We start from the raw sequence: 20078 nt of genomic DNA, 5'->3' as shown, positions 1-20078 counted from the left end.
TCCTCACGCGTCCAGGTTTTTGCCGACAATGCGCATCAGGAAGATGGCAACGATATTGGCAAGGATGATTGCATAGACACCACCGGCAGATCCGAGGCCAACGTTCTGGCTTTCCAAAACGCGCTGGAAGATCATGTAGGTCAGTGTACGGGTGCCGAAGGCGCCGCCGGTGGTCACGAAAATCTCGGCGAAGATCGACAATAGAAAAATCGTCTGGATCAGGATCACAATCGTTATGGCGCGACCAAGATGCGGCAGGATGATGTGATAAAAGCGTTTCAGCGGCGGCGCGCCATCCATTTCGGCCGCTTCCAGCTGTTCACTGTCCAGAGATTGGATAGCGGTCAGCAGGATCAGCGTTGCAAAGGGCAGCCATTGCCACGAAACGATCATGACGATCGAAGTCATCGACGCCTCGGACAGCCACGAAATCGGCTCAGCCCCGAAAAAGCGCCACAGATGGGCCAGCAAACCGTTCACCGGGTCCATGAACATGTTTTTCCAGACCAGCGCTGATACGGTCGGCATGACAAAGAATGGCGCAATCACAAGAATGCGGACAACGCCCTGTCCCCACATGGGCTGATCCAGTAGCATGGCCAGCAGAATGCCCAGGACGACCGTAATCACCAGCACGCCGCCAACGATCACCAAAGTCGCCTGAACTGCAGGCCAGAAGGAACTGGAGGATACGAAACGAACGTAGTTGTCGAACCCGACCCAACCCAGATCACCTCCACGCAGCGGCAGGTATTTCTTGAAAGAAAAATACAGCGTCATCGTCAGAGGCACGAGCATCCAGCCAAGCAGCAGGACCACTGCGGGTGCCATCATCAGGCGGGCAACTGATCGGGATTGTTGAGTAGCCATAACGCAAACCCTCTCTGTTCAGGCGTAACTCAGCCTGCGAGAAAAACGCGAATTGTGGAAGGGTTGAACGGGGGGCAGACCTCTGCCCACCCGTTGGGAGGATGCCTCAGTAACCGGCGGCTTCCATTTCTTCAGCTGTGAAAGCCTGCGCTTTGGCAAGTGCTTCCTCAACCGTTTGCTGTCCGGCATATACCGCCGAGAACTCCTGGCTCACCTGTGTGGCAATGCCTGCGAATTCCGGGATCGCGGCAAACTGGATGCCAACATACGGGACAGGTTTTACCGTCGGGCTGTTCGGATCAGCTGACAGGATTGAGTCCAGTGTCATCTTGGCGAACGGAACCTTTTGGTATTCCGGGTTTTCGTACAGAGACGTACGTGCACCCGGGGGAACGTTTGCCCATCCTTCGCTTTCGGCCACTAACTCAATGTAGTCCTTTGAGGTCGCCCATTCGATGAATTGCTTGGCAGCATCTTCTTGCTGTGTGCCAGCAGGAATAGCCAGTGCCCACGCCCAAAGCCAGTTGGACCGCTTGCCCAATCCAGTGTCGGGTGCCAGCGCAAATCCTACGTGATCTGCGACCGTAGAGTCGTTAGGGTTGGTCACGAAAGACGCCGCAACTGTCGCGTCGATCCACATGCCGCATTTGCCTTGCTGGAACAGCGACAGGTTTTCGTTGAACCCATTGGTGGCATAGCCGGCAGGACCGGATTCGTTCATCATTTCAACGTAGAAATTCAGCGTGTCTGCCCACTCCGGCTGATCGAACTGGGGCTTCCATTCTTCGTCGAACCAGCGGGCGCCGAATGAATTGGACATCGCAGTGATAAAGGCTCCGCCTTCACCCCAACCGGCTTTGCCGCGAAGGCAGATGCCGTTGATCTCGGCGTCGCGGTCGGTCATCGCGGCGGCGGCCTCTTTGATGAACTGCCAGGTCGGCGCATCCGGCATTTCCATGCCCGCCTTTTCCATAAGGTCAGTGCGGTACATGATCATCGAGCTTTCACCATAAAACGGTGCCGCGAAAAGCGTTCCGTCATGGCTCAACCCACCTGCCATCGCTGGCAGAATGTCACCAACGTCGTATTCTTCGGACAGGCCATCCAGCGGCACCAGCCAGCCGTTCGCGCCCCAGATCGGCGTCTCATACATGCCGATTGTCATGATGTCGAACGTACCGCCTTTGGTCGTGATGTCGGTCGTTACGCGCTGACGCAGCACGTTTTCTTCCAACGTCACCCATTCGACGTCAATTCCGGTCGCCTCGGTGAATTTATCGGTATAGCCCTGCATCCGGATCATGTCGCCGTTGTTCACGGTCGCTATTGTTAAGGTATCCGCATGAGCTGCTGCCGTCGCGACGAGTGTCATTGCAGTCGCCGCACGAAGTGCGTTTCTCAAATACATCCCTGTCCTCCCTGAGCTTGGATGTCGTGCAGAGAACGTAATGCAAAAATTGTCGCGGCGTCAATAAAAACTTTACGCGCGTTAATTTTTAAGATTACGCGGAATCCCTCAAAACCAGTCTTGCAGGGAACAACGTTTCAGATCTCGTTTTGAATTTCCCTCCACTTTCAATGAGTTGGAACAGTGTTTTCACACTGCGGTCGGCGACATTGTCGTAGTCATGCGCAGCCGTTGTCAGGGATGGGCAAGTAAACTGCGCGAAAGGGTGGTCATCATTTGACGCCACACGCAACTTGCAATCGTCATTCCGACCGACTCGAATCCCCTGTTTGTAGCAAGCTGCAAGAAAGCCGATGGCCAGGCGATCATTGCTGCACAACACCGAGTTGGTTCGCAATCCACGTTCCCCCAGAACGTTCAGTGCGCCTCTTTGGCCGATTTCTTCAAACGCCCAACCTTTGCCGTCGACTTTGATTATATGCGGTTCAAATCCGAGGCGCTCCATCACTTCGATGTAGGCTTTCCTTCGTTTGTTGGCATTTGGGTTCGCAGGAGTGCGCATTTCGAAGAACGAGGGCGGTTCACCGGTACGGGTCATGTATTCAACGGTTTGTGAGACAAAGCTGAAGTTGTCGGAACCTACGAATGCGGCCCCTAAACCATCCAAGTTACTGTCGAACAAAACTGTGGGTACGTTGGCGCAGAATTTCTCTATTGCTGATCTGTCCGAGATGCGCCCCAAAGGTGCCAAAAGAACCCCGGCTGGCTTCATGGATTGCAAGCCGTCCAGAATTTCGGTTTCCAGTTTTTGCTCACCATGAGAGCTGAACAGGAACGGGCGATATCCAGCTGCGATACAGCTTTGTTCCAAATAGCGCGCGATTTCGGCAAAGAACGGATCAGCCAGATAGGGCACGACGATTCCGATATTCTTGGTCAGCTTCCGGTTCTGGTTGACCGCATAAATGTTGGGGCGATAGTCAAACCGCTCCAACGCTTCTTCGATACGACTCCGCGTTGTGGGGCGAACACTGTCGGGATCGTGGAAATATTTAGAAACCGTGGGTCGCGAGATGCCGCTGAGGGCCGCAAACTCTTCCATATTCTTTATCTTGGTCATGCCAGTCTGCCTGCTGGTTTTGTTCGCCATGAACTTATCATAGTTTTACATATTCTTTGCGCGCGCAAAAAAATCAATAGCCAGAGCAACCTCACGCAACCGACACGTCGCAAAGAGTTCAACAGAATCTCGGGATCGATGCCGCAACATCGGTGGTCGAACTTGCCTATGCAGATAACGATCGAATACGTGCAAATCCTCAATGAGTTTCACATCGCCCAACCGAAAGTTGGCCACATCGCAGGCGCATTCCCGGTCGGACCAAACTGCACCTAAGATCACAAGGTTTTTCCCGTTTTGGCTCCGACAGATGTATTCGAAAATCTCATATCATCTGCCAAGGGATTAAAACGGCTTGAGACCACTTGGTGCGTTAACAAACATGGGTCAAGTCTTGGGGGACCACGGGTTCAGTTCTTAGCGAGAATCGACAATCTTGAGGCTGCAAGGGACAAATACCTCGTGCCATCAGAAGCCTATGCTGTCCTGCCGACGTCTATGAACCGGTCCGACAGACACATGGAGCAGGAAAATCCGTTGAGGCCATTTTGGCGCGTACAGCTGGGACCCGCGGTCTATACCCATGGACCAAAGATGCAGGCTTGGATGGATTGAGAAAAAGACTAGAATAATATGATCGAACAATGAGCCAGAGTTCTCGGCAGTCTTATCTAAGCGATTGGTTTTAAACAATGGATGCAATTGCCCAACTGACCAATTGGATGATTGCAGAAGGGCGTCGCTCAGGTGACCCCGAAAAGGTAGTGTCACATTTTTGCTCGTCTTTGATCGAGGCCGGTGTGCCACTCTGGCGGGTCAATATCGGTCAGCGCTTCGCCAATCCGTTGCTCATCGCATGGGGGATCGTTTGGACACCTGATGGGACCGAAAGTTACGATGTGACACATGAGACGATGTTGACGGATGGGTATGTCGGGAGCTCGTTCGAATACATTCTGGAGCACAGGAAGCCACTTCACAAAGGTCTGCGGCAACTGGATCCCAAAACCGAGCACTCTTCTTATCTTGATTTCGCTGAGCTGGGTGGCACCGATTACTATGCTACGCTGCTATACTACGGAGATGGATCGCTGCACGGCTGCACTTTTGTCACCCAGTCGTCAGAAGGGTTTTCGCCCCGGCATCTGAAAATGATTGAAGATGCACTGCCCGGCCTGTCTTCTGCTCTGGAACCTGTCACCATGCGCAAGTCGTCCAAGGGTCTTCTAAGAACATATCTTGGCGATGGGCCTTCTGATGCTGTATGGGACGGGCGGATCAAGCGAGGGGAACGCACGACCCTTGATGCAGTTGTCATGTTCTCTGACCTGCGAGGTTTCACCGCTCTTTCAGATAAAGCATCCGAAGAAGACGTTTTTGACACGTTGAGTGAGTATTTCGATCTGGTCGTGCAGTCTGTGGAAGAAAATGGCGGCGATATTCTCAAGTTCATGGGAGACGGCATTCTGTCGATCTTCACCATCGCAACCCAGGAAGATTTGAATGACCAATGCAAGAAGGCAGCACGGGCCGCTCAAAGCGTATTGACCGGCTTGACCGCGCTCAACCATCGCCGCGATGAGGCTCAGAAGCCGCCATTGGACGTAGGCATTGGGATCAATGTTGGGCAGGTAAGCTATGGCAACATCGGAAGTCCCGGCAGGCTGGATTTCACTGTTCTGGGTAGAGCAGTCAACCTCGCAAGCCGTATTGAGGGTTTGACGAAATCCTTAGGTCGCAGAGTTCTGGCGACATCAGCCGTTGCCGCTGCTTCGCCCGAACTGTTCTCTGCTTGTGGATTTCACGAAGTTAGAGGACTTGCCGGATCCATCGCGTTGTTTTCTCTCGTCGAGAAGGAGCATTAAGGCGGTCCCACCTCAGATCGGCGTATCGATCCGGACAACACAGATTGAGAGCCGTAAGCTTCTACTTTGTCCGGAATGGCTGATTGCGATTTGGGTTGCGGGCAACCAGGTATTCTCACTGCAAAGGTCGGCAGCGCGCAGACCGGTTCATGAGATCGGGCCACGCACTGCGCTGAGTATGGTGCCGTCGCAGGCGGCCTTTGACGAGACGTATTCGAGCTCAAGGGCCTGGGCGAAACTGAGACTGTTTCCGCGGAAACACCCGGCCTTTTCGCGTCAAAAAGCAATCCGGGCCGCGTTCATGGCTTTTCCGTAGCCACCCGCCATGAGGCCCGTGATTGCGCCATTCTCGATGTCCAGATCGACTTTTATCAGGCTCGTGCTTGCCGGGTTTATAAACACCCCTTGTTCGATTTCAAATGATCGCCGAGACGCGCCGCCGAAATCATGCAACACGCATGCAAGTGGCCCGGCCGCCATTCCCGTAGCGGCTTCTTCATCTATCGCGTATCTGGGTGCGAACATGCGGGTTGTGGCGTCCCGGTTTGTTGCTGAGGGGTCTATTGTGAAGACATAATAGCCAATCAGATCCAGTTGCTCGCTGATTTGCGCTATTTTGGCGAAATCTGGTGTGACTTTGGCAAGACTTTCGGCATCAGAGAGGCCGACAACGATGAAGCTGTTTCCGGTATTGGCCAGAACTGGAGGGAACCTCCGGTCAAGTTGTGTATCGTCGATCCCAAGGGAGTTCAGTACATCGTCGAGTTTCACGCCCTTTTCGATCCATTCCTGAGCTCCCGAATAGCGTGGGGCCAATTGTTCCATATAGGCGGCGCCGTCTTTCATGAGTATGCGCCTGGGGCCATCAACTGTTTCCTTGGACGTATCGGGCTTGGGGATCCGGCCTAGCGCATCGAGGTGAGAGAAGGCGGCGATTGTTGCATGACCGCAATGAGCGATGCGCCGGTTTGGTGTGAAGAAATCCAGTTTGAAGCCTTCAGTCTCAGACCGGGAGACAAACGCCGTCTCGGACAATCCAACCCTTGCCGCCACGGTTTGCATATCTTGCTCGCTCAATTCATCAGCGTCCAGGACGACGCCTGCGGGATTTCCTCCGGTGCCACCGTCGACAAACCCATGCACTTTTTCAACCGTTACTTCCTTGGCAGTTTTTGATTGCGTGCTCATTGATCGTCTCCAAACATGAGGCCGCGCCTTTGATCGAGGCGCGGCCAGTTGCGCATCAGTTACCTGCGGCGGTTATACGGTTCAGGAATGCAGTCATCTGTTCCGCAATCTCGGGCCCATATTCTTCCAGCGCGAAGTGTCCCGTATCAAGCAGGTGAAACTCAAGAGCTTTTAGATCACGTTGATAGGGCAGGGCGCCTTCGATGGGAAAGATGTGATCATTCTTACCCCACATTAGCAGCGCAGGTGGTTGATGCTCGCGAAACAACGCCTGCCATTTTGGGTACTCGGCAACGTTGGTGCCGTAGTCCAGGAAAAGTTCAAGCTGAACCTCCTGATTGCCTTCGCGGTCAAGCAGGTATTGGACGTGCCAATAGTTATCCGGGCTGATCAGTTCCGGCTTCTGTACACCGTGGGTGAACTGCCACTTGGTGGCATCCAGAGTAAGAAAACCACGAAGCTGGTCGCCATTCTCTTTCGAAGGGTCGGCCCAATAGGCCTTGATTGGGTCCCAGAATTCGCGCAGCCCTTCCTCATACGCATTGCCGTTCTGAATGACGAAGCCGGTGACCCGTTCGGGCTGTTCCGCAAACATCCGGAATCCAACCGGGGCACCGTAGTCCATCAGATAGACTGCGTATTGATCGACACCCTTCTTATCCAGCAGAGACGTCATGATTTCGGCGATATTCGCAAAGGAATACTCGAAATTCTCGGCTTTCGGCATGTCCGACGCCCCAAATCCGGGAAAGTCGGGCGCGATCACGTGATAGTGCTTGGCCAGTTCAGGGATAAGGTTACGGAACATATGTGAGGAGGTCGGAAAACCGTGAAGCAACAGGACGGTGGGCCTGCTCGGGTCTCCGGCCTCACGATAGGCGATATTGACCTCGCCGATTTTTTCTGTGCGGAAGTTGACGGCTTGTGTAACTTCAACTCCGGTCTCCTTGGCGATTGCAGGGGCCGGTGCGAATGGCATCGCGACGGAAAGCGCGAGAATACTGGCGCTCAGGATGGATTTCAGATTGCGCGACATGGGTATTTCCTTTCTTGGGGTTCCGGGGCGCGTCTGAACGCGCGGGGTTCAGCATCAGTCAGCTTTACTGACCGGGCTTTCCTTCGTGCTCTGCGTTTTGAGCCTTCAGTGCTGTCAGTTCATTGCGAAGCGGTGCCAGATGCTCTTCAAGTTCTTCCAGGGTCAGGCGTTGGGGAATGTGCTGCGGGCAGTTCCAGTCCATCGCTTCAAGCTTGATCACAATGGCCCGCTCCGGGTGGCCTCTGTAATTCGGCACACTCAAACGCTGCATCAGGGCCGGATCATCCGCGCCATCAACAAGTTTCGCCCGGCCCCAGATCTTGAGGCGTCTCCGGTTGGGATAGTCCATCAGGATCAGTGAGATGCGGTCGTTGCACTCCAGGTTCCCCGTGCTGAGATATTGCCGGTTGCCGCGAAAATCTGCGTAGGCAAGCGTCCGTTCATCCAGCACTTTCAGAAAGCCTGCCGGTCCGCCGCGGAATTGAACATAAGGCCAGCCGGTTTCAGAGACGGTCGCCTGATAGAAGCCGTCCCTTTGTGCGATGAAGCTGGCCTCGACCGGGCTGATGAGGTCTTCCTGAACGGAGCCTGCCAGAAACGTCGCATATCCGTCAGCCGATCCGTTTTTGGCCTGCGCTGCACGTACGGAAGGCGTAAAACTGATTTCTGCAAAAGGACGTGACATTGAATTCTCCATCTCGGTCGGGGCGATGCCCTGGGGCTGGGATGAAGCTAGTCAATGCATTTACGTTGCGGAATGCGGATACTTGGCAATATATTATTCCAAAAAGTGGAATAGTTATTTGGACCGATTTCATGCATTAGGCGTTTTCGTGAAGGTAGCCGAGCTGAATGGCTTCTCCGCCGCTGCACGCCACCTCAATATGTCGCCACCAACAGTAACCCGGCTGGTATCCATGCTGGAGGACAGCCTGGGGCTTCGTCTTTTTGTGCGTACCACGCGCTCGGTTATGCTGACTGATGGCGGGCGAAGATTCTTTGAAGATGCCAGACGCATTCTGATGGAGCTTGAAGAGGCAGAGCGTGCTGCCGTTGGATCTTATGCCGAACCAACCGGAGAACTCAGTGTGACCTCATCGGTGTTGTTTGGCCGTATGTTCGTCACTCCGATTCTGGGCGAATTTCTGGATCTGTATCCAAAGCTCTCCTCGCGCACGCTTTATGTGGACCGCGTGGTCAATCTGATTGATGAGGGCCTCGACGTCGGCATCAGAATTGGAAACCTTGCAGATTCAAGTCTGATGGCCGTGAGATGCGGCGCGGTGAGGCAGGTCGTGTGTGCGGCTCCATCATATCTCGACTTGCACGGCGAACCCGACACACTCGACGACCTGGCCAATCACGCCATCATTAATTCAACTGCCCTGCACGCATCGGCCCAATGGTATTTTCGAAAGGGCGAAACGGTCGTGACAAAACGCGTAAGCCCGCGCATCAGTATGAACACCAATGACGCGGTGATTGAGCTGGCCCTGAAAGGGCATGGCATCGGGCGGCTCTTGTCCTATCAGGTGGCACCCTACATTGCGGACGGGCGGCTCAAGACCGTTCTGAATTCGTTTGAACCTCCCGAGGTCCCCATCCATCTTGTGCATCAAGAAGGCCGCACCGTGTCTGCAAAGGTGCGCGCCTTTGTTGACTTTGCGGCCAAGCGTCTCAAGTCCGACCCCTTTTTGGATGGGTTCAAACTCAGGCCTGAAAGCTAGACCTAAGATCCGCGGAGCCATGCTACTCGGTCGTTGCCGGACCCGCGTTGCGGTCCTGACCGATACATGACTCTGGGTACACCCTTTAGGATGCGTCCGTACGGGGAGGGCGGAAGCCTGCCAATAAACGGACATGCGCAACAAAGCTTGCCACCCACCGGATTTGTCAGCGCGAAATTGAAATTTCACATCCTGGGTACACACGCTTTTCGAAGCGATGGGGCCAGCATTGAGCATGCAATCACGTTTGGATTGCGGCTCAGTCTGTTTTGTTCCAAGCATCGTGCGCGATCAGCGCGGCCTAGACCCGGGCTCAGGCGTGGAGCTTGGACAGAAAAGCTCTCGCGGCTCCGCATTTAGTGCAGGGCTCGCTCAAAGCTGCTCTGGGCAATCAGCACCTCGGCCACAGAGCTGTTCTCGGAGGAACCGCGACTCCTTGAGACTGTTCTTTGTGATTTGTCACTCTGGCAGTGCAATGGACAGGCGTTCAACCAAAGCTCGCTGCACGATGGCAAACCTCGGAGTGTGGGCTATTTCGTCAAGTGTTGCTACCCAAAGTGGAACATCAAGGCCGGGATCAATTTCTGTCGACCGATGGAGCCGAGGATCCGCATTGCCAATAAATGAGGGTAGAAAGGCTTTGCCCACCCCGGATACCGCCATCTGCTGAAGCACTAAGAAGCTATCTGCTCCATTGGTCATTTCATTCGCGCTGACATGTTCGGCCAACCATTTGGCCGGGAGCGAGCGGCTCAACGCCCCATCAAGCCTCATCCATTTTTTGTTGGGGGAACCGTCGTCAAAAACGCCAAATGACAGTGTTCCTGCACGTTCACTGACAAGCCCGTCTTCAAGTTTGATCGAGGGTCGCACGGCGATGTCCGCGGTCAATCTCGACAGATCATGATGGCTGTTGCCGCTTAATAAAGTCAGCTCCAAGCCGGGATACATTTGTGATATCTCATTTAGTATTTGGGGCAATACAAGCTGACAAAGACTGTCAGTGGACGCAATGCGAACATGACCCGCAGGGGACCGGTTCGCACCCACAATTGCCCGCTCCACGGACAGCACGGCCTCTTCAACGCTTTCCATTGCCGAAAGAATTGTTCTGGCTTCGGGCAACGCAGAATACCCTGATGGGCTTTTCTGAAAAATCACGCATCCAAAACGGTCTTCAAGTGCAGCAACTCTGCGCAACACCGTAGCATGAGTGACACCCAAGGCCCCAGCGGCCGCATTCAATGACCCGTATTTTCTTACGGCGAGCGCGTATCGAAAATCATCCCAGTTCTGGTTGTTCATAATTTAACAAGGAACGCTGAACATCAAACAATTACAAGAAAAAATGTTCAGTCTAGTATTCGACGCATTGAACAGGGAGACGCACAATGATGAAGAAGTTCTCGGCCGTTGCGGCTGGTTTGTTGTCGGTGGCGGTTATTGGATCAGCCATCGCCCAGGAAAGCGAAAATCCGGCGGTCAAGGCTCGGACCTCGATCATGAAGCTTTATGCCTTCAATCTTGGCACTCTGGGTGGCATGGCCAAGGGAGAGATGGAATACGATGCCGATGCGGCAACACGGGCAGCGAACAACCTGGTTGTTCTGACGCAGATCGATCAATCCGCGATGTGGCCTGCCGGATCCGACAATGCGTCCGACCCGTCCACCCGAGCGTTGCCAGCCATCTGGGAAAACTTCCCGGATGTAAGTGCGAAGGGTCAGGCCATGGCCGAAGCCGCTGTTGCGATGCAGGCAGCGGCAGGCCAAGATGTCGATGCTCTGAAGGCGGCGATGGGTGATCTGGGCGGATCGTGCTCGGCATGTCACAAAGCTTACAGGGCGCCAAAAGACTAAAGGAGCGCTGGCCATGCGGCGTTTATTCATTTTCGCCGCAGTTATTGCAGTTCTGGTCGGGCTGTTCGGTCTGGTGCTGACCCGCCCGAAAAGAGTTGATCAGACCCTACTGGACAGTGTTACACCTGATCCCGAAAGAGGTGAGGTGGTGTTTTACGCGGCGGGATGTGCGTCCTGCCACTCTGCGCCGAACGCCGCTGGCGAGGAAATGCTCGAACTCGCTGGTGGTCGTCGGTTTGAGACGGAATTCGGCACGTTCATAGCCCCGAACATTTCCAGTGATCCGGTTGCAGGTATCGGGTCCTGGTCCGCATTGGATCTGGCCAATGCACTTTTTCATGGGACCGGACCCGAAGGACAGCACTATTTTCCGGCTTTTCCTTATACATCTTACTCAAATATGACAACAGAAGACGTCGCATCGCTCCACGCATTCCTTGCCACCCTACCGGCAGTTGCCACTGAAAGCTTCCCGCATGAAGTTGGTTTCCCGTTTAACATTCGACGGGGGCTGGGCGGATGGAAACTGTGGTATCTGGAGCCGGGCTGGGTTGTAGAAGGCGACCTGACTGACCAGCAAATTCAAGGTCGATATCTGGTAGAGGCGCTGGGACATTGCGCCGAATGCCACACGCCAAGAAACGGGTTGGGTGGTTTGAAACGTGACCTCTGGCTGACAGGCGCGCCCAATCCTGGCGGGAAAGGCCGCATACCCGGCCTCACGGCAGATCAGCTCGATTGGTCGGAAGCTGACATCGCGGAGTATCTGAAGTCGGGCTTTACACCGGATTATGACAGCGCCGGGGGTGAAATGGTTGAAGTGATCGAGAACACTTCCCGATTGAGCGATGATGAGCGCTTGGCGATTGCCGCCTATCTCAAAGCCGTTCCTGTGCCGCCGATTGAGCCCTCATCAGAGTGACCGGTGATTGAGGCTGTAATGCGGATACCCAGATGATTTTGGGCAGAAAACCCAACGCTTCTCTTCCCTTTGTCTCCGTCACCTGTTTTAGGTCTTGAGCACGAAAACTCACTTGTCGCCCGAGTTTTCGTTGACGTTTGATCGAGGGTCTTGGCCAAATGACACAGAAATTCGCTCTTTGGTCCATCCCGATCTCCATAGCCGTATTGGCCCTGAAATTACTGGCTTGGTGGCTGACAGGTTCAGTGGCTCTGCTGTCGGACGCGATGGAATCCACAGTGAACGTAGTCGCAGCGCTGCTTGCGTTTTTCGCCGTGCGGGTTGCAAGCAAGCCACCGGACGAAAACCACCCCTTTGGTCACAAGAAAGCCGAGTATCTTTCCGCCGTCGTTGAGGGCGTGTTGATTGTGCTCGCCGCCTTTTTGATCATCAGAGAGGCAGTGTTGGCGCTGCCTGACCCACATCTTGAAGATGCGCCGCTGCTTGGAATTGTCATCAACATCATCGCAACCGGCGTGAATGGTGTATGGGCTTACTTGTTGCTCAAGATCGGAAGGCGCGAGGGGTCGCCTGCATTGCAGGCAAGTTCCCGACACATCTTTACCGACGTGATAACATCAATTGGCGTTGTCGTTGGGCTTTTGCTTGCGCTTGTCACTGGCTGGCTGATCCTTGATCCGATCCTTGCAATTCTCGTCGCGCTGAACATTCTGTGGGAAGGATGGAAAGTTATTCGTGCGTCCGTTGATGGCCTGATGGATGTAAGCCTTTCCGACCATGACTTGCAGGTAGTTTCCAGCACCATTGAAAACAATATGGGGGCCGCTCTGGAGTGTCACGACCTAAAGGGACGCAGATCCGCAAATATCATCTTTGTTGAGTTCCACCTCGTTGTGGACGGCGCAATGTCGGTCAGCGCGGCGCATGACATATGCAATGAAGTCGAACTGGCATTGGAACGCGTTTATCCTGGTTCTGTCTTTGTTATTCATCTGGAACCCGATGACGAGTTGAAAGGCAACGGAGCAAAACCGAGCCAAGTTTCTTAAACCACTCGGTGCAATCGAATACGACGGACGTCGTGGTTTTGGCTTGGACGTTCGGCCTGCAATTCATCAGACCTAAGCCCGGTGTCGGGAAGCAAAGCCCTGGGTAATCTGTCACTGGCACCATGAGATGGGTCGAACAGAACTGGAGGCGAAAAAATGAAACTTCAAGGAAAACTGGGCCAGCTTCTTAGCACCGCAGCACTGGCTTCGTTGATTGTTGCGACGCCTTACGTACCGAAGTTTGACGCGGAAGGTCGCCTGCAACTTGAACCAGCCTATGCCTTTGCCAAAAGTGGCAGCGGAAAAGACGGGGATGGTGGCGATGACGATCGGGGGATGATCGTGGGGGCGAACGGGACGACAACTCGGGGTCGGGCAACAGTGGTAGCGGTGGTGACCGTGACGACGATGACGATGACGATGATGACGACGACTCGAAGCGTTCGAACCGAGGCAGCGGCAAAAAGAATCAGTCCCGGGCAGGGGGCGGGTCATCACGGTCAGCCAGGATAACAAAGGTTGAGACCAACGCGAACGGCATCGAAGTGCGCTACGCCGATGGAACCAAGGAAGAAATCGAAAACGGTCGATATGAAAGAAAGAATGCTCAGAATCGCACTGTGGAAGAAAGGCCAGCTACAGGCGCTGATGTCTCAAGGCTCCGGTCATTGGCAGATGGTATCTCAATCGACAACGTGCGCTCGTCCGGCCAAGGAGGTGCTGCGGGAAGTCGCCCGACGAAAGTTGAACGTCAGGGGAACAACATTGAAGTAAACTATGCCAATGGCTGGAAGGAAGAGATCGAGTTTGGCCGCTACGAACTGAAGGACCCGTTCAACCGTACTGTTGTTGAGAGAAATGCAACCGCCGCTGATCGACGGAGACTGCAGTCGGTAGCCAACTAGGCAACAACGTCAGGTCGAAAGTCACAAGGCAGCTTTTCATCGTCAGAAGCCACCTTTTCTTATCGCCATTGTCACCGGCTATTGACACGCTGCATTGCGATCAATGGCCTCTTGCCCAAGGTGTTGACGCCAGATCCCGTCAAACACGAAAGGCACTGGCACAACTGTCGCAACCGGCCATGACCCGATGTCTCATGTATTTCCTGCCCCTTTCACGCTTGGATGACCAGTCATCCACTGGCTGTGAACGTGTTCCTAACGTTCACCGCGCCGATAGGGTGCCATCAGCGCAGCAGGCACCTCGGCCCTGCGGGCGACAAGGACGAGCGCGACTATGGAAAGCACATAGGGCGCCATCAGGAAAAGCTGATATGGTACGCCTTCAATCGCTGTTTGCAGCCGCAATTGGTATGCATCAAAAAACGCAAACAACACGGCACCGATCAGCGCCTTACCGGGCCGCCAACTTGCGAAGACTACAAGCGCTATGCAGATCCAACCGCGCCCCTGAACCATGCCCGGGAAGAAGCTGTTGAACGCCGTTGTCGTCAGGAAGGCGCCTCCCACTGCCATCAAGGCTGATCCGACAACGACTGCACCGATGCGGATGCGAATGGGGTTCAACCCCTGCGCCTCAACCGCATGCGGGTTTTCACCAGTCATGCGAATGGCCAGTCCCAACGGGGTCCGAGCAAGGACATAGGCCATCACAGCCACCGCCAAGAGCGCCAGATAAGTCGGCAGAGCCTGGGAAAACAGGATCGGTCCCAAAATGGGGATATCGGAAAGACCCGGAAGATCGAGTGGCTGGAATGGTTCTATTGTCGGGGGCAGATCACCCACTTCAACAAGTAACCTGTAGAGGTAATAGGCCAGCGCGGATGCAAACAGCGTGATGCCGAGCCCCGACACGTGTTGCGACAACCCAAGCGGAACCGTCAGCATGGCGTGCAGCAATCCCATCACCGCGCCGCAAATCGCGGCAATCATCAGGCCCACCAGCAAAGGTGCGCCCATGTAAACGGCAAGCCAACCGCTCATCGCACCCATGGTCATGATCCCCTCGATCCCCAAATTGAGCACACCTGAACGTTCACAGAGCAACGCACCAAGGACGCCAAATATGAGCGGCGTTGCGATACGCAGCACGGACGCCCAGAGACTGGTATTCAGCAGCAGATCAATTGCTTCATTCATCGGCGCACCCGGTAGGTTGTGAAAAGAAGGGCCACGATCATGGTGAGCAGACAGAGCGCCACGATCACATCGGCAATGAAACTGGGAACGCCCGTCGCGCGGCTCATGGCGTCGGCCCCGACAAAAACAGTGGCGACGAACACGGCGGCGGCGACCACGCCGGCCGGATGCAACGCGGCGAGCATCGCGACAACAATGCCGGCATAGCCGAATCCCGGGCTCATCGTTGTGGTGACGCCCGCTGTAACACCCAAGACTTCGACGGAACCTGCCAGCCCCGCCAAAGCGCCCGAAAGCAGAGCCACACCCATAATCGTTCGGGGCAGAGAAATTCCGGCAAAGGCAGCAGCACTGGCGTTAAAACCTGCGGCGCGTGTTTCAGCCCCGAAAACAGTACGCGCCAGGATCAGCCAAACGGCACCGGCCGCTGCGATGGCAAAAAGCAGCCCTATATGCAGACGCGTGCGGGGGATCAGATCAGGCAATCGGAAATCACCATCTACGGGTACGGAAGAGGGCCAGCCAAAAGCCAACGGATCGCGCATCGGGCCTTCGATCATGAGGCCGACGAAAAGGATTACTATGAAATTGAGCAGCAGGGTTGTTACCACCTCATCCACCCCGAAACGCAGGCGCAAAAACGCGGGGCCTGCCAACAGGGCCGCGCCCGCTGCCATGCCTGCCAGCATCAAAATCGGAATACCAATCCATCCGGGAACCCCGAGTGAATGCCCGATCCACGCGGTAATCAGCGCGCCGACAAAGAACTGCCCCTCGCCGCCGATGTTCCAAAGCCGCGCACGAAAAGCGACAGCAGCGGCAAGCCCGGTGAAGATCAGCGGCGTGGCGCGGGTCAGCATCTCGGTAATCGCAAGGCGTGAGCCAAGTGCGCCAGTCAGCATTTCACTATAAGCCGTAAGCGGGTTTACCCCCGCAGCCGCGATGAGGCCCGCAGCCAAAAGCAATGCGGTAAAGATCGCGGCCAGCGGCGCGATAACCACAAGGTGCAGCGGCACTTGTGTGCGTCGTTCAAGCCGCATCGTCATCTTCCTTCCAGACACCTGCCATCATCAGGCCAAGGCGTTGTGGGTCAGCCTCATCAGCGGATATCGGTTTCGACAAACGACCTTTGACGATCGCCTGTATCCGGTCTGAAAGAGCTACGGCTTCTTCCAGTTCTTCTGAAATGAGAAGGATCGCAGCACCCTCGGCCCGTGCGGCCAGAAGCTCGGCATGAACTGCGGCAATTGCCCCTTCATCAAGGCCTCTCGTCGGCTGGTTGGCGAGCACAAATCGCGGCCCGTTGGTCAGGACCCGTCCCAGGATCAGCTTTTGCATGTTTCCGCCAGACAGCAGCCTTGTTCGCGTGTCCGGGCTGGCACCCCGGATGTCAAAACGTTCGATCAACCCTGAGGTGTATTCTCGGGCGGCGCGTTGTCGGACAAAGCCGCGGTACGAAAACTCGGGTGTGCGCAGTCGTTCAAGAACTGCATTTTCCCACAGGCTCAACTCACCCACGACACCTTCTGCATGACGGTCTTCGGGCACCCTGCCAGCGCCAGCCTGGATCATGCCACGCGGACCCAGATGGCCGATATCCTTGTTCAGGAGTGTCAACTGCCCGGCGCTTGGGTGAATCAATCCGGACAACAGACCGCCAAGGGAAGCCTGCCCATTACCTGAAACACCGACGATTCCAAGGATCTCACCAGCGTGGACGGTGAATGACGCGTCATCCAGCCGCAACTCACCGTCTTCTTCCACGCGCACATCGTTTGCGATCAAAACTGGCGCGCCGATCTCGTGGTCTTGACGTACGGGGCGTTGCACTTTTCGGCCGACCATCAGTTCCGCCAGCTCACCGGGGTTGGTCTCAGAGGTTTTCCGTTCCGCCACCATCTTGCCGCCACGAAGGACGGCCACACGATCAGAAGCCGCCATAACCTCATGCAGTTTGTGGCTGATGAAGATAAGCGAGAGACCTTCTTTCGTCATGTCGCGCAGCGTCTCGAACAGGCGCATTGCCTCGGGCCGGGCCAGAACGGCAGTAGGTTCATCCAGGATCAGTATACGAGCGTCACGGTAGAGCGCTTTCAGAATTTCGACCCGTTGGCGCTCACCCACGGACAGCGACCGAACCTTGGCATCGGGGTTCACGGGCAGACCGAACCGATCAGCGATCTGCAACAATTTCTTGCGGGCGGCGGCCCGAGCGGATCGTGCGCGCGTCATGGGTTCAGAACCAAGAATGACGTTTTCCAGAACCGTGAGGTTTCCGGCAAGCGTGAAGTGTTGGTGTACCATCCCCACACCCACTTCGATTGCAGCGCGCGGCAGGCCGGGTGGCAGCTCTTTGCCGAACACCCTGACAGTGCCTTCATCGGCTGCGTAATGACCGAACAGGATGTTCATCAGCGTCGTTTTACCTGCGCCATTTTCACCCAACAGCGCAAGGATTTCACCCTCGGCCAGTGTAAGGGTCACTTCATCATTGGCGTCAAGTGTTCCAAAACGCTTGGTAATGTTGTGTAGCTCCAGAACCTTGGTCATGCGGGCAGGCCTGCGATTGGGGACGGAAAGGAAAGTTCGGGCGCGCGGGTCTCGATCAATTTGCCGAGTTTCAGCAGCGCAAAATCCGCGCCGGGCGGTCCGATTAGTTGCACACCGAGTGGAAGGCCATTTGCCATGCCAAAAGGCAACGCCAAAGCTGGCAAGCCCGCTACATTGGCAAGTGCTGCGTTTGGGGCAAAAGCCTCCAGCCGCGCCATGTGTTCATCAGGAGAAGCGCCAGACAGGTCCAAAGTACCGACAATGGGCGGTGCAGACGAGAGGACCGGCATTAGGATGGCATCAGCGGAACTGAAGAGCTGGCAAGAACGATGTGTCAGCCGCGCCAGCTGTCGCACGGCCGCAAAAAGCACGGTGGCAGGTGTCGCACGGCCCTCGGCAGCCATGGCGGCGGCAAGCGGGGGCACCTGATCATCAGAGATCCCCAGTGCAGTGAGCCACTCAGCCAAGGAAACAGCCAATATGGTTCGGGCAATTTCATGGGCCTCAACCCCGAGCCGGTCGGGAGAACGGATGACACGCACCTCACAGCCAGCATCGCGCAGCGCGTCGGCGGCATCTTTCGCGGCCTTGCTTTGGTCCGCTTCACAACGATCCGGCAATGCCACCGCGACACGGGGGCGTTCTGGCAGATGCACCGGGGCCATTGGCTGGACTACGGCACCAAGGGCGGTTGTCACGTCACGGACCGACCGTGCCAACACCAGTTCAGAGGCTATCCCCATCAGGTGATTGGCAAAATCAGGACCTCCGGGCACCGCACCACGAGACGGCTTAAGCCCGGTCAAACCGCAGCACGCGGCAGGTACTCTGATGGACCCGGCCGCATCCGTAGCATGGGCAATGGCAACGATACCACCTGCGACCGCTGCCGCAGCGCCGCCGGATGAACCACCGGGCGTCAACGCGGGGTTCCATGGATTGCTAGTAGCAGCGATGCCATCTGGTTCGCATGTCAGGGAAAGACCGAAAGGAGGGGTCGCGGTCAAGCCGAAGGATATCAGGCCAGTCTGGCGTAGATCCCCCAATAGGTGACTGTCTCTATCGGGTTTTCGACCTCGCGCCCGGATAGCCGCGGATCCCGCAGCGGCTGGCAGCCCCTTTGCAGATCCGCCGAGGTCTTTGACCAAAAAAGGAACCCCATGAAAGGGCCCGCGCTGGTCAGGTGGCAAGACGTCCGCTGCCCTTGCCCCCGCGCGGGCCATGTCTTCATCCAAAAAAACCACGGCCCCCAAATCTGCCTGTGCGTGGCAAGCGGAAAGGCTTGCCTCCATCACCTCGCTGGCAGAGATCTGCCTCGCCATGATGGAAGCCGCAAGGGCCGTGGCATCGGTCACGTCAACGCCCTCAGAATCAGGAGGGCTCACTTTCGTCGATCGGAACGTCCCATTCACCGGATTGGATCGCAGCCTGTTTGGCCTCCATCGCCGGGATGGCATCAGCAGGCACTTCGTCGGCGACATAGATCAGCTCATTGCCACCATGGGCCATGAAGGAATACTCCGTGTAGTTGCGCCCGGTGGGATTGCCCGCCTGAACGTCCGCCACGATGGCTTCGATAGTTGGCCCATAGTTCCATATCGCGTTGGCAAAGACCGTACCGGGATAGCGCGGTGTGTAATCGATAAGTGAACCGATGGCTTTCACACCACGCGCCTGAGCCGCATCCGCCGTACCGATCCGTTCACCAAACAGGATATCCGCACCCGCATCGATCTGGGCAATTGCTGCTTCCTGCGCGCGGGCCGGATCAAACCATGCGCCGATAAAACCGTTCAGGAAGGTGGCGTCAGGGTTCACTTCACTGACGCCCATCCGGAAAGCATTGATCAGCAGGTTCACCTCGGGGATCGGATAACCGCCGACGGAACCGAAAACATTGCTTTCCGACATTTGGCCGGCAAGCATTCCGGCCAAATAGGCCGCCTCGTGGTTGCGGGTGCCAAAGACGCCGAAATTGTCCCCGTCCGGTCCGCCGGAAGAGCCCATGAGGAAGGCGGTATCGGGATAATCGCCTGCCACTTCTCGTGCTTCGCGTTCCACGGCGTAGGATTCGCCCCAGATTATCTGCGCACCACCTTCTGCATACTCGCGCATCGCGCGGGGATAGTCGGTTGGTGCCACGCCTTCAGAGAACTCATACTCGATCAGGCCAGCATCGGAGGCCTCCTGCATTGCCACGTGGATACGGCTGTTCCAGGCATTTTCGACCGGAGACATATGCACGCCGGCAACGCGGGTCGCAGATTGTGCATTCGCGCGGCGGACGTAAGCCGGCAGGGCCAGCGTGGCCGCAGCGCCGACCATCAGTTGACGACGTGTTGTGGTGAGTTTCATTGGAGTATCCTCTTCTGTTGGTGGCAG

19 protein-coding genes are annotated in these 20078 nt (G+C 55.8%); 7 read left to right on the top strand and 12 right to left on the bottom strand.

All coding sequences use genetic code 11. From position 1 onward, the window contains the following. Nucleotides 1–3: 3 nt before the first annotated feature. From AC2FFA_RS10115 to AC2FFA_RS10105, 3 genes are all read right to left on the bottom strand, one after another. Nucleotides 4–870: a carbohydrate ABC transporter permease gene (locus AC2FFA_RS10115; protein ID WP_117873316.1), complete on the bottom strand. Its 867-nt coding sequence runs from the start codon at nucleotides 868–870 to the stop codon at nucleotides 4–6. Between the two features lie 106 nt (nucleotides 871–976). After that, complete coding sequence (locus AC2FFA_RS10110; protein WP_117873314.1) at nucleotides 977–2278, bottom strand: ABC transporter substrate-binding protein; 1302 nt, start codon at nucleotides 2276–2278, stop codon at nucleotides 977–979. Between the two features lie 94 nt (nucleotides 2279–2372). Continuing rightward, nucleotides 2373–3398, bottom strand: coding sequence for a LacI family DNA-binding transcriptional regulator (locus tag AC2FFA_RS10105; RefSeq protein ID WP_496670713.1), 1026 nt, complete (start codon nucleotides 3396–3398; stop codon nucleotides 2373–2375). 692 nt (nucleotides 3399–4090) lie between these two features. Between AC2FFA_RS10105 and AC2FFA_RS10100 the strand changes: the two genes are divergently transcribed. Beyond that, complete coding sequence (locus AC2FFA_RS10100) at nucleotides 4091–5263, top strand: adenylate/guanylate cyclase domain-containing protein (protein WP_496851534.1); 1173 nt, start codon at nucleotides 4091–4093, stop codon at nucleotides 5261–5263. Nucleotides 5264–5539: 276 nt separating this feature from the next. Here the strand turns inward: AC2FFA_RS10100 and AC2FFA_RS10095 are convergent, their stop codons facing one another. From AC2FFA_RS10095 to AC2FFA_RS10085, 3 genes are all read right to left on the bottom strand, one after another. Next, a complete protein-coding gene (locus AC2FFA_RS10095; RefSeq protein ID WP_496851532.1) occupies nucleotides 5540–6451 on the bottom strand; it encodes a PhzF family phenazine biosynthesis protein in 912 nt (303 codons plus the stop codon). A gap of 55 nt (nucleotides 6452–6506) precedes the next feature. Beyond that, a complete protein-coding gene (locus tag AC2FFA_RS10090) occupies nucleotides 6507–7487 on the bottom strand; it encodes an alpha/beta fold hydrolase (RefSeq protein ID WP_496682967.1) in 981 nt (326 codons plus the stop codon). A 64-nt stretch (nucleotides 7488–7551) separates the two neighbouring features. Next, complete coding sequence (locus tag AC2FFA_RS10085; RefSeq protein ID WP_299898164.1) at nucleotides 7552–8172, bottom strand: pyridoxamine 5'-phosphate oxidase family protein; 621 nt, start codon at nucleotides 8170–8172, stop codon at nucleotides 7552–7554. 82 nt (nucleotides 8173–8254) lie between these two features. Here AC2FFA_RS10085 and AC2FFA_RS10080 point away from each other — a divergent pair, with 82 nt between their 5' ends. Next, a complete protein-coding gene (locus AC2FFA_RS10080) occupies nucleotides 8255–9214 on the top strand; it encodes a LysR family transcriptional regulator (RefSeq protein WP_496851529.1) in 960 nt (319 codons plus the stop codon). 459 nt (nucleotides 9215–9673) lie between these two features. Here AC2FFA_RS10080 and AC2FFA_RS10075 read toward each other — a convergent pair whose 3' ends face one another. Beyond that, nucleotides 9674–10519, bottom strand: coding sequence for a LysR family transcriptional regulator (locus tag AC2FFA_RS10075; protein WP_496851527.1), 846 nt, complete (start codon nucleotides 10517–10519; stop codon nucleotides 9674–9676). Between the two features lie 86 nt (nucleotides 10520–10605). Between AC2FFA_RS10075 and AC2FFA_RS10070 the strand changes: the two genes are divergently transcribed. From AC2FFA_RS10070 to AC2FFA_RS10050, 5 genes are all read left to right on the top strand, one after another. Next, nucleotides 10606–11073, top strand: coding sequence for a c-type cytochrome (locus tag AC2FFA_RS10070; RefSeq protein WP_496670699.1), 468 nt, complete (start codon nucleotides 10606–10608; stop codon nucleotides 11071–11073). Nucleotides 11074–11086: 13 nt separating this feature from the next. After that, complete coding sequence (locus tag AC2FFA_RS10065) at nucleotides 11087–11995, top strand: c-type cytochrome (protein ID WP_496851524.1); 909 nt, start codon at nucleotides 11087–11089, stop codon at nucleotides 11993–11995. 158 nt (nucleotides 11996–12153) lie between these two features. Next, nucleotides 12154–13044 (top strand): cation diffusion facilitator family transporter, encoded by an 891-nt coding sequence (locus AC2FFA_RS10060; protein ID WP_496851522.1) that lies wholly within the window; start codon nucleotides 12154–12156, stop codon nucleotides 13042–13044. Between the two features lie 156 nt (nucleotides 13045–13200). After that, on the top strand, nucleotides 13201–13557 hold the full coding sequence (locus AC2FFA_RS10055; RefSeq protein ID WP_496851521.1) for a hypothetical protein: 357 nt from the start codon (nucleotides 13201–13203) through the stop codon (nucleotides 13555–13557). 32 nt (nucleotides 13558–13589) lie between these two features. After that, a complete protein-coding gene (locus tag AC2FFA_RS10050; protein ID WP_496851519.1) occupies nucleotides 13590–13949 on the top strand; it encodes a hypothetical protein in 360 nt (119 codons plus the stop codon). Nucleotides 13950–14204: 255 nt separating this feature from the next. Here the strand turns inward: AC2FFA_RS10050 and AC2FFA_RS10045 are convergent, their stop codons facing one another. Genes AC2FFA_RS10045 through AC2FFA_RS10025 form a run of 5 tightly spaced genes read right to left on the bottom strand, consistent with a single transcriptional unit; the run spans nucleotide 14205 to nucleotide 20051 of the window. Next, nucleotides 14205–15146 (bottom strand): ABC transporter permease, encoded by a 942-nt coding sequence (locus AC2FFA_RS10045; RefSeq protein WP_299898150.1) that lies wholly within the window; start codon nucleotides 15144–15146, stop codon nucleotides 14205–14207. Next, a complete protein-coding gene (locus AC2FFA_RS10040) occupies nucleotides 15143–16186 on the bottom strand; it encodes an ABC transporter permease (protein WP_496851517.1) in 1044 nt (347 codons plus the stop codon). Before AC2FFA_RS10040 ends, AC2FFA_RS10045 begins: the two co-directional genes overlap by 4 nt. After that, on the bottom strand, nucleotides 16176–17696 hold the full coding sequence (locus AC2FFA_RS10035) for an ABC transporter ATP-binding protein (protein ID WP_496851515.1): 1521 nt from the start codon (nucleotides 17694–17696) through the stop codon (nucleotides 16176–16178). Before AC2FFA_RS10035 ends, AC2FFA_RS10040 begins: the two co-directional genes overlap by 11 nt. Then, nucleotides 17693–19051, bottom strand: coding sequence for an amidase (locus AC2FFA_RS10030; protein ID WP_496851514.1), 1359 nt, complete (start codon nucleotides 19049–19051; stop codon nucleotides 17693–17695). The genes AC2FFA_RS10035 and AC2FFA_RS10030 overlap by 4 nt, the downstream gene beginning before the upstream one ends. Before the next feature lie 16 nt (nucleotides 19052–19067). Then, nucleotides 19068–20051 (bottom strand): BMP family protein, encoded by a 984-nt coding sequence (locus AC2FFA_RS10025; protein ID WP_117873288.1) that lies wholly within the window; start codon nucleotides 20049–20051, stop codon nucleotides 19068–19070. Nucleotides 20052–20078: the final 27 nt, after the last annotated feature.

Source organism: Ruegeria sp. YTSB088, from assembly GCF_059609825.1.
This window is presented reverse-complemented; position numbering and strand designations above follow the sequence as displayed.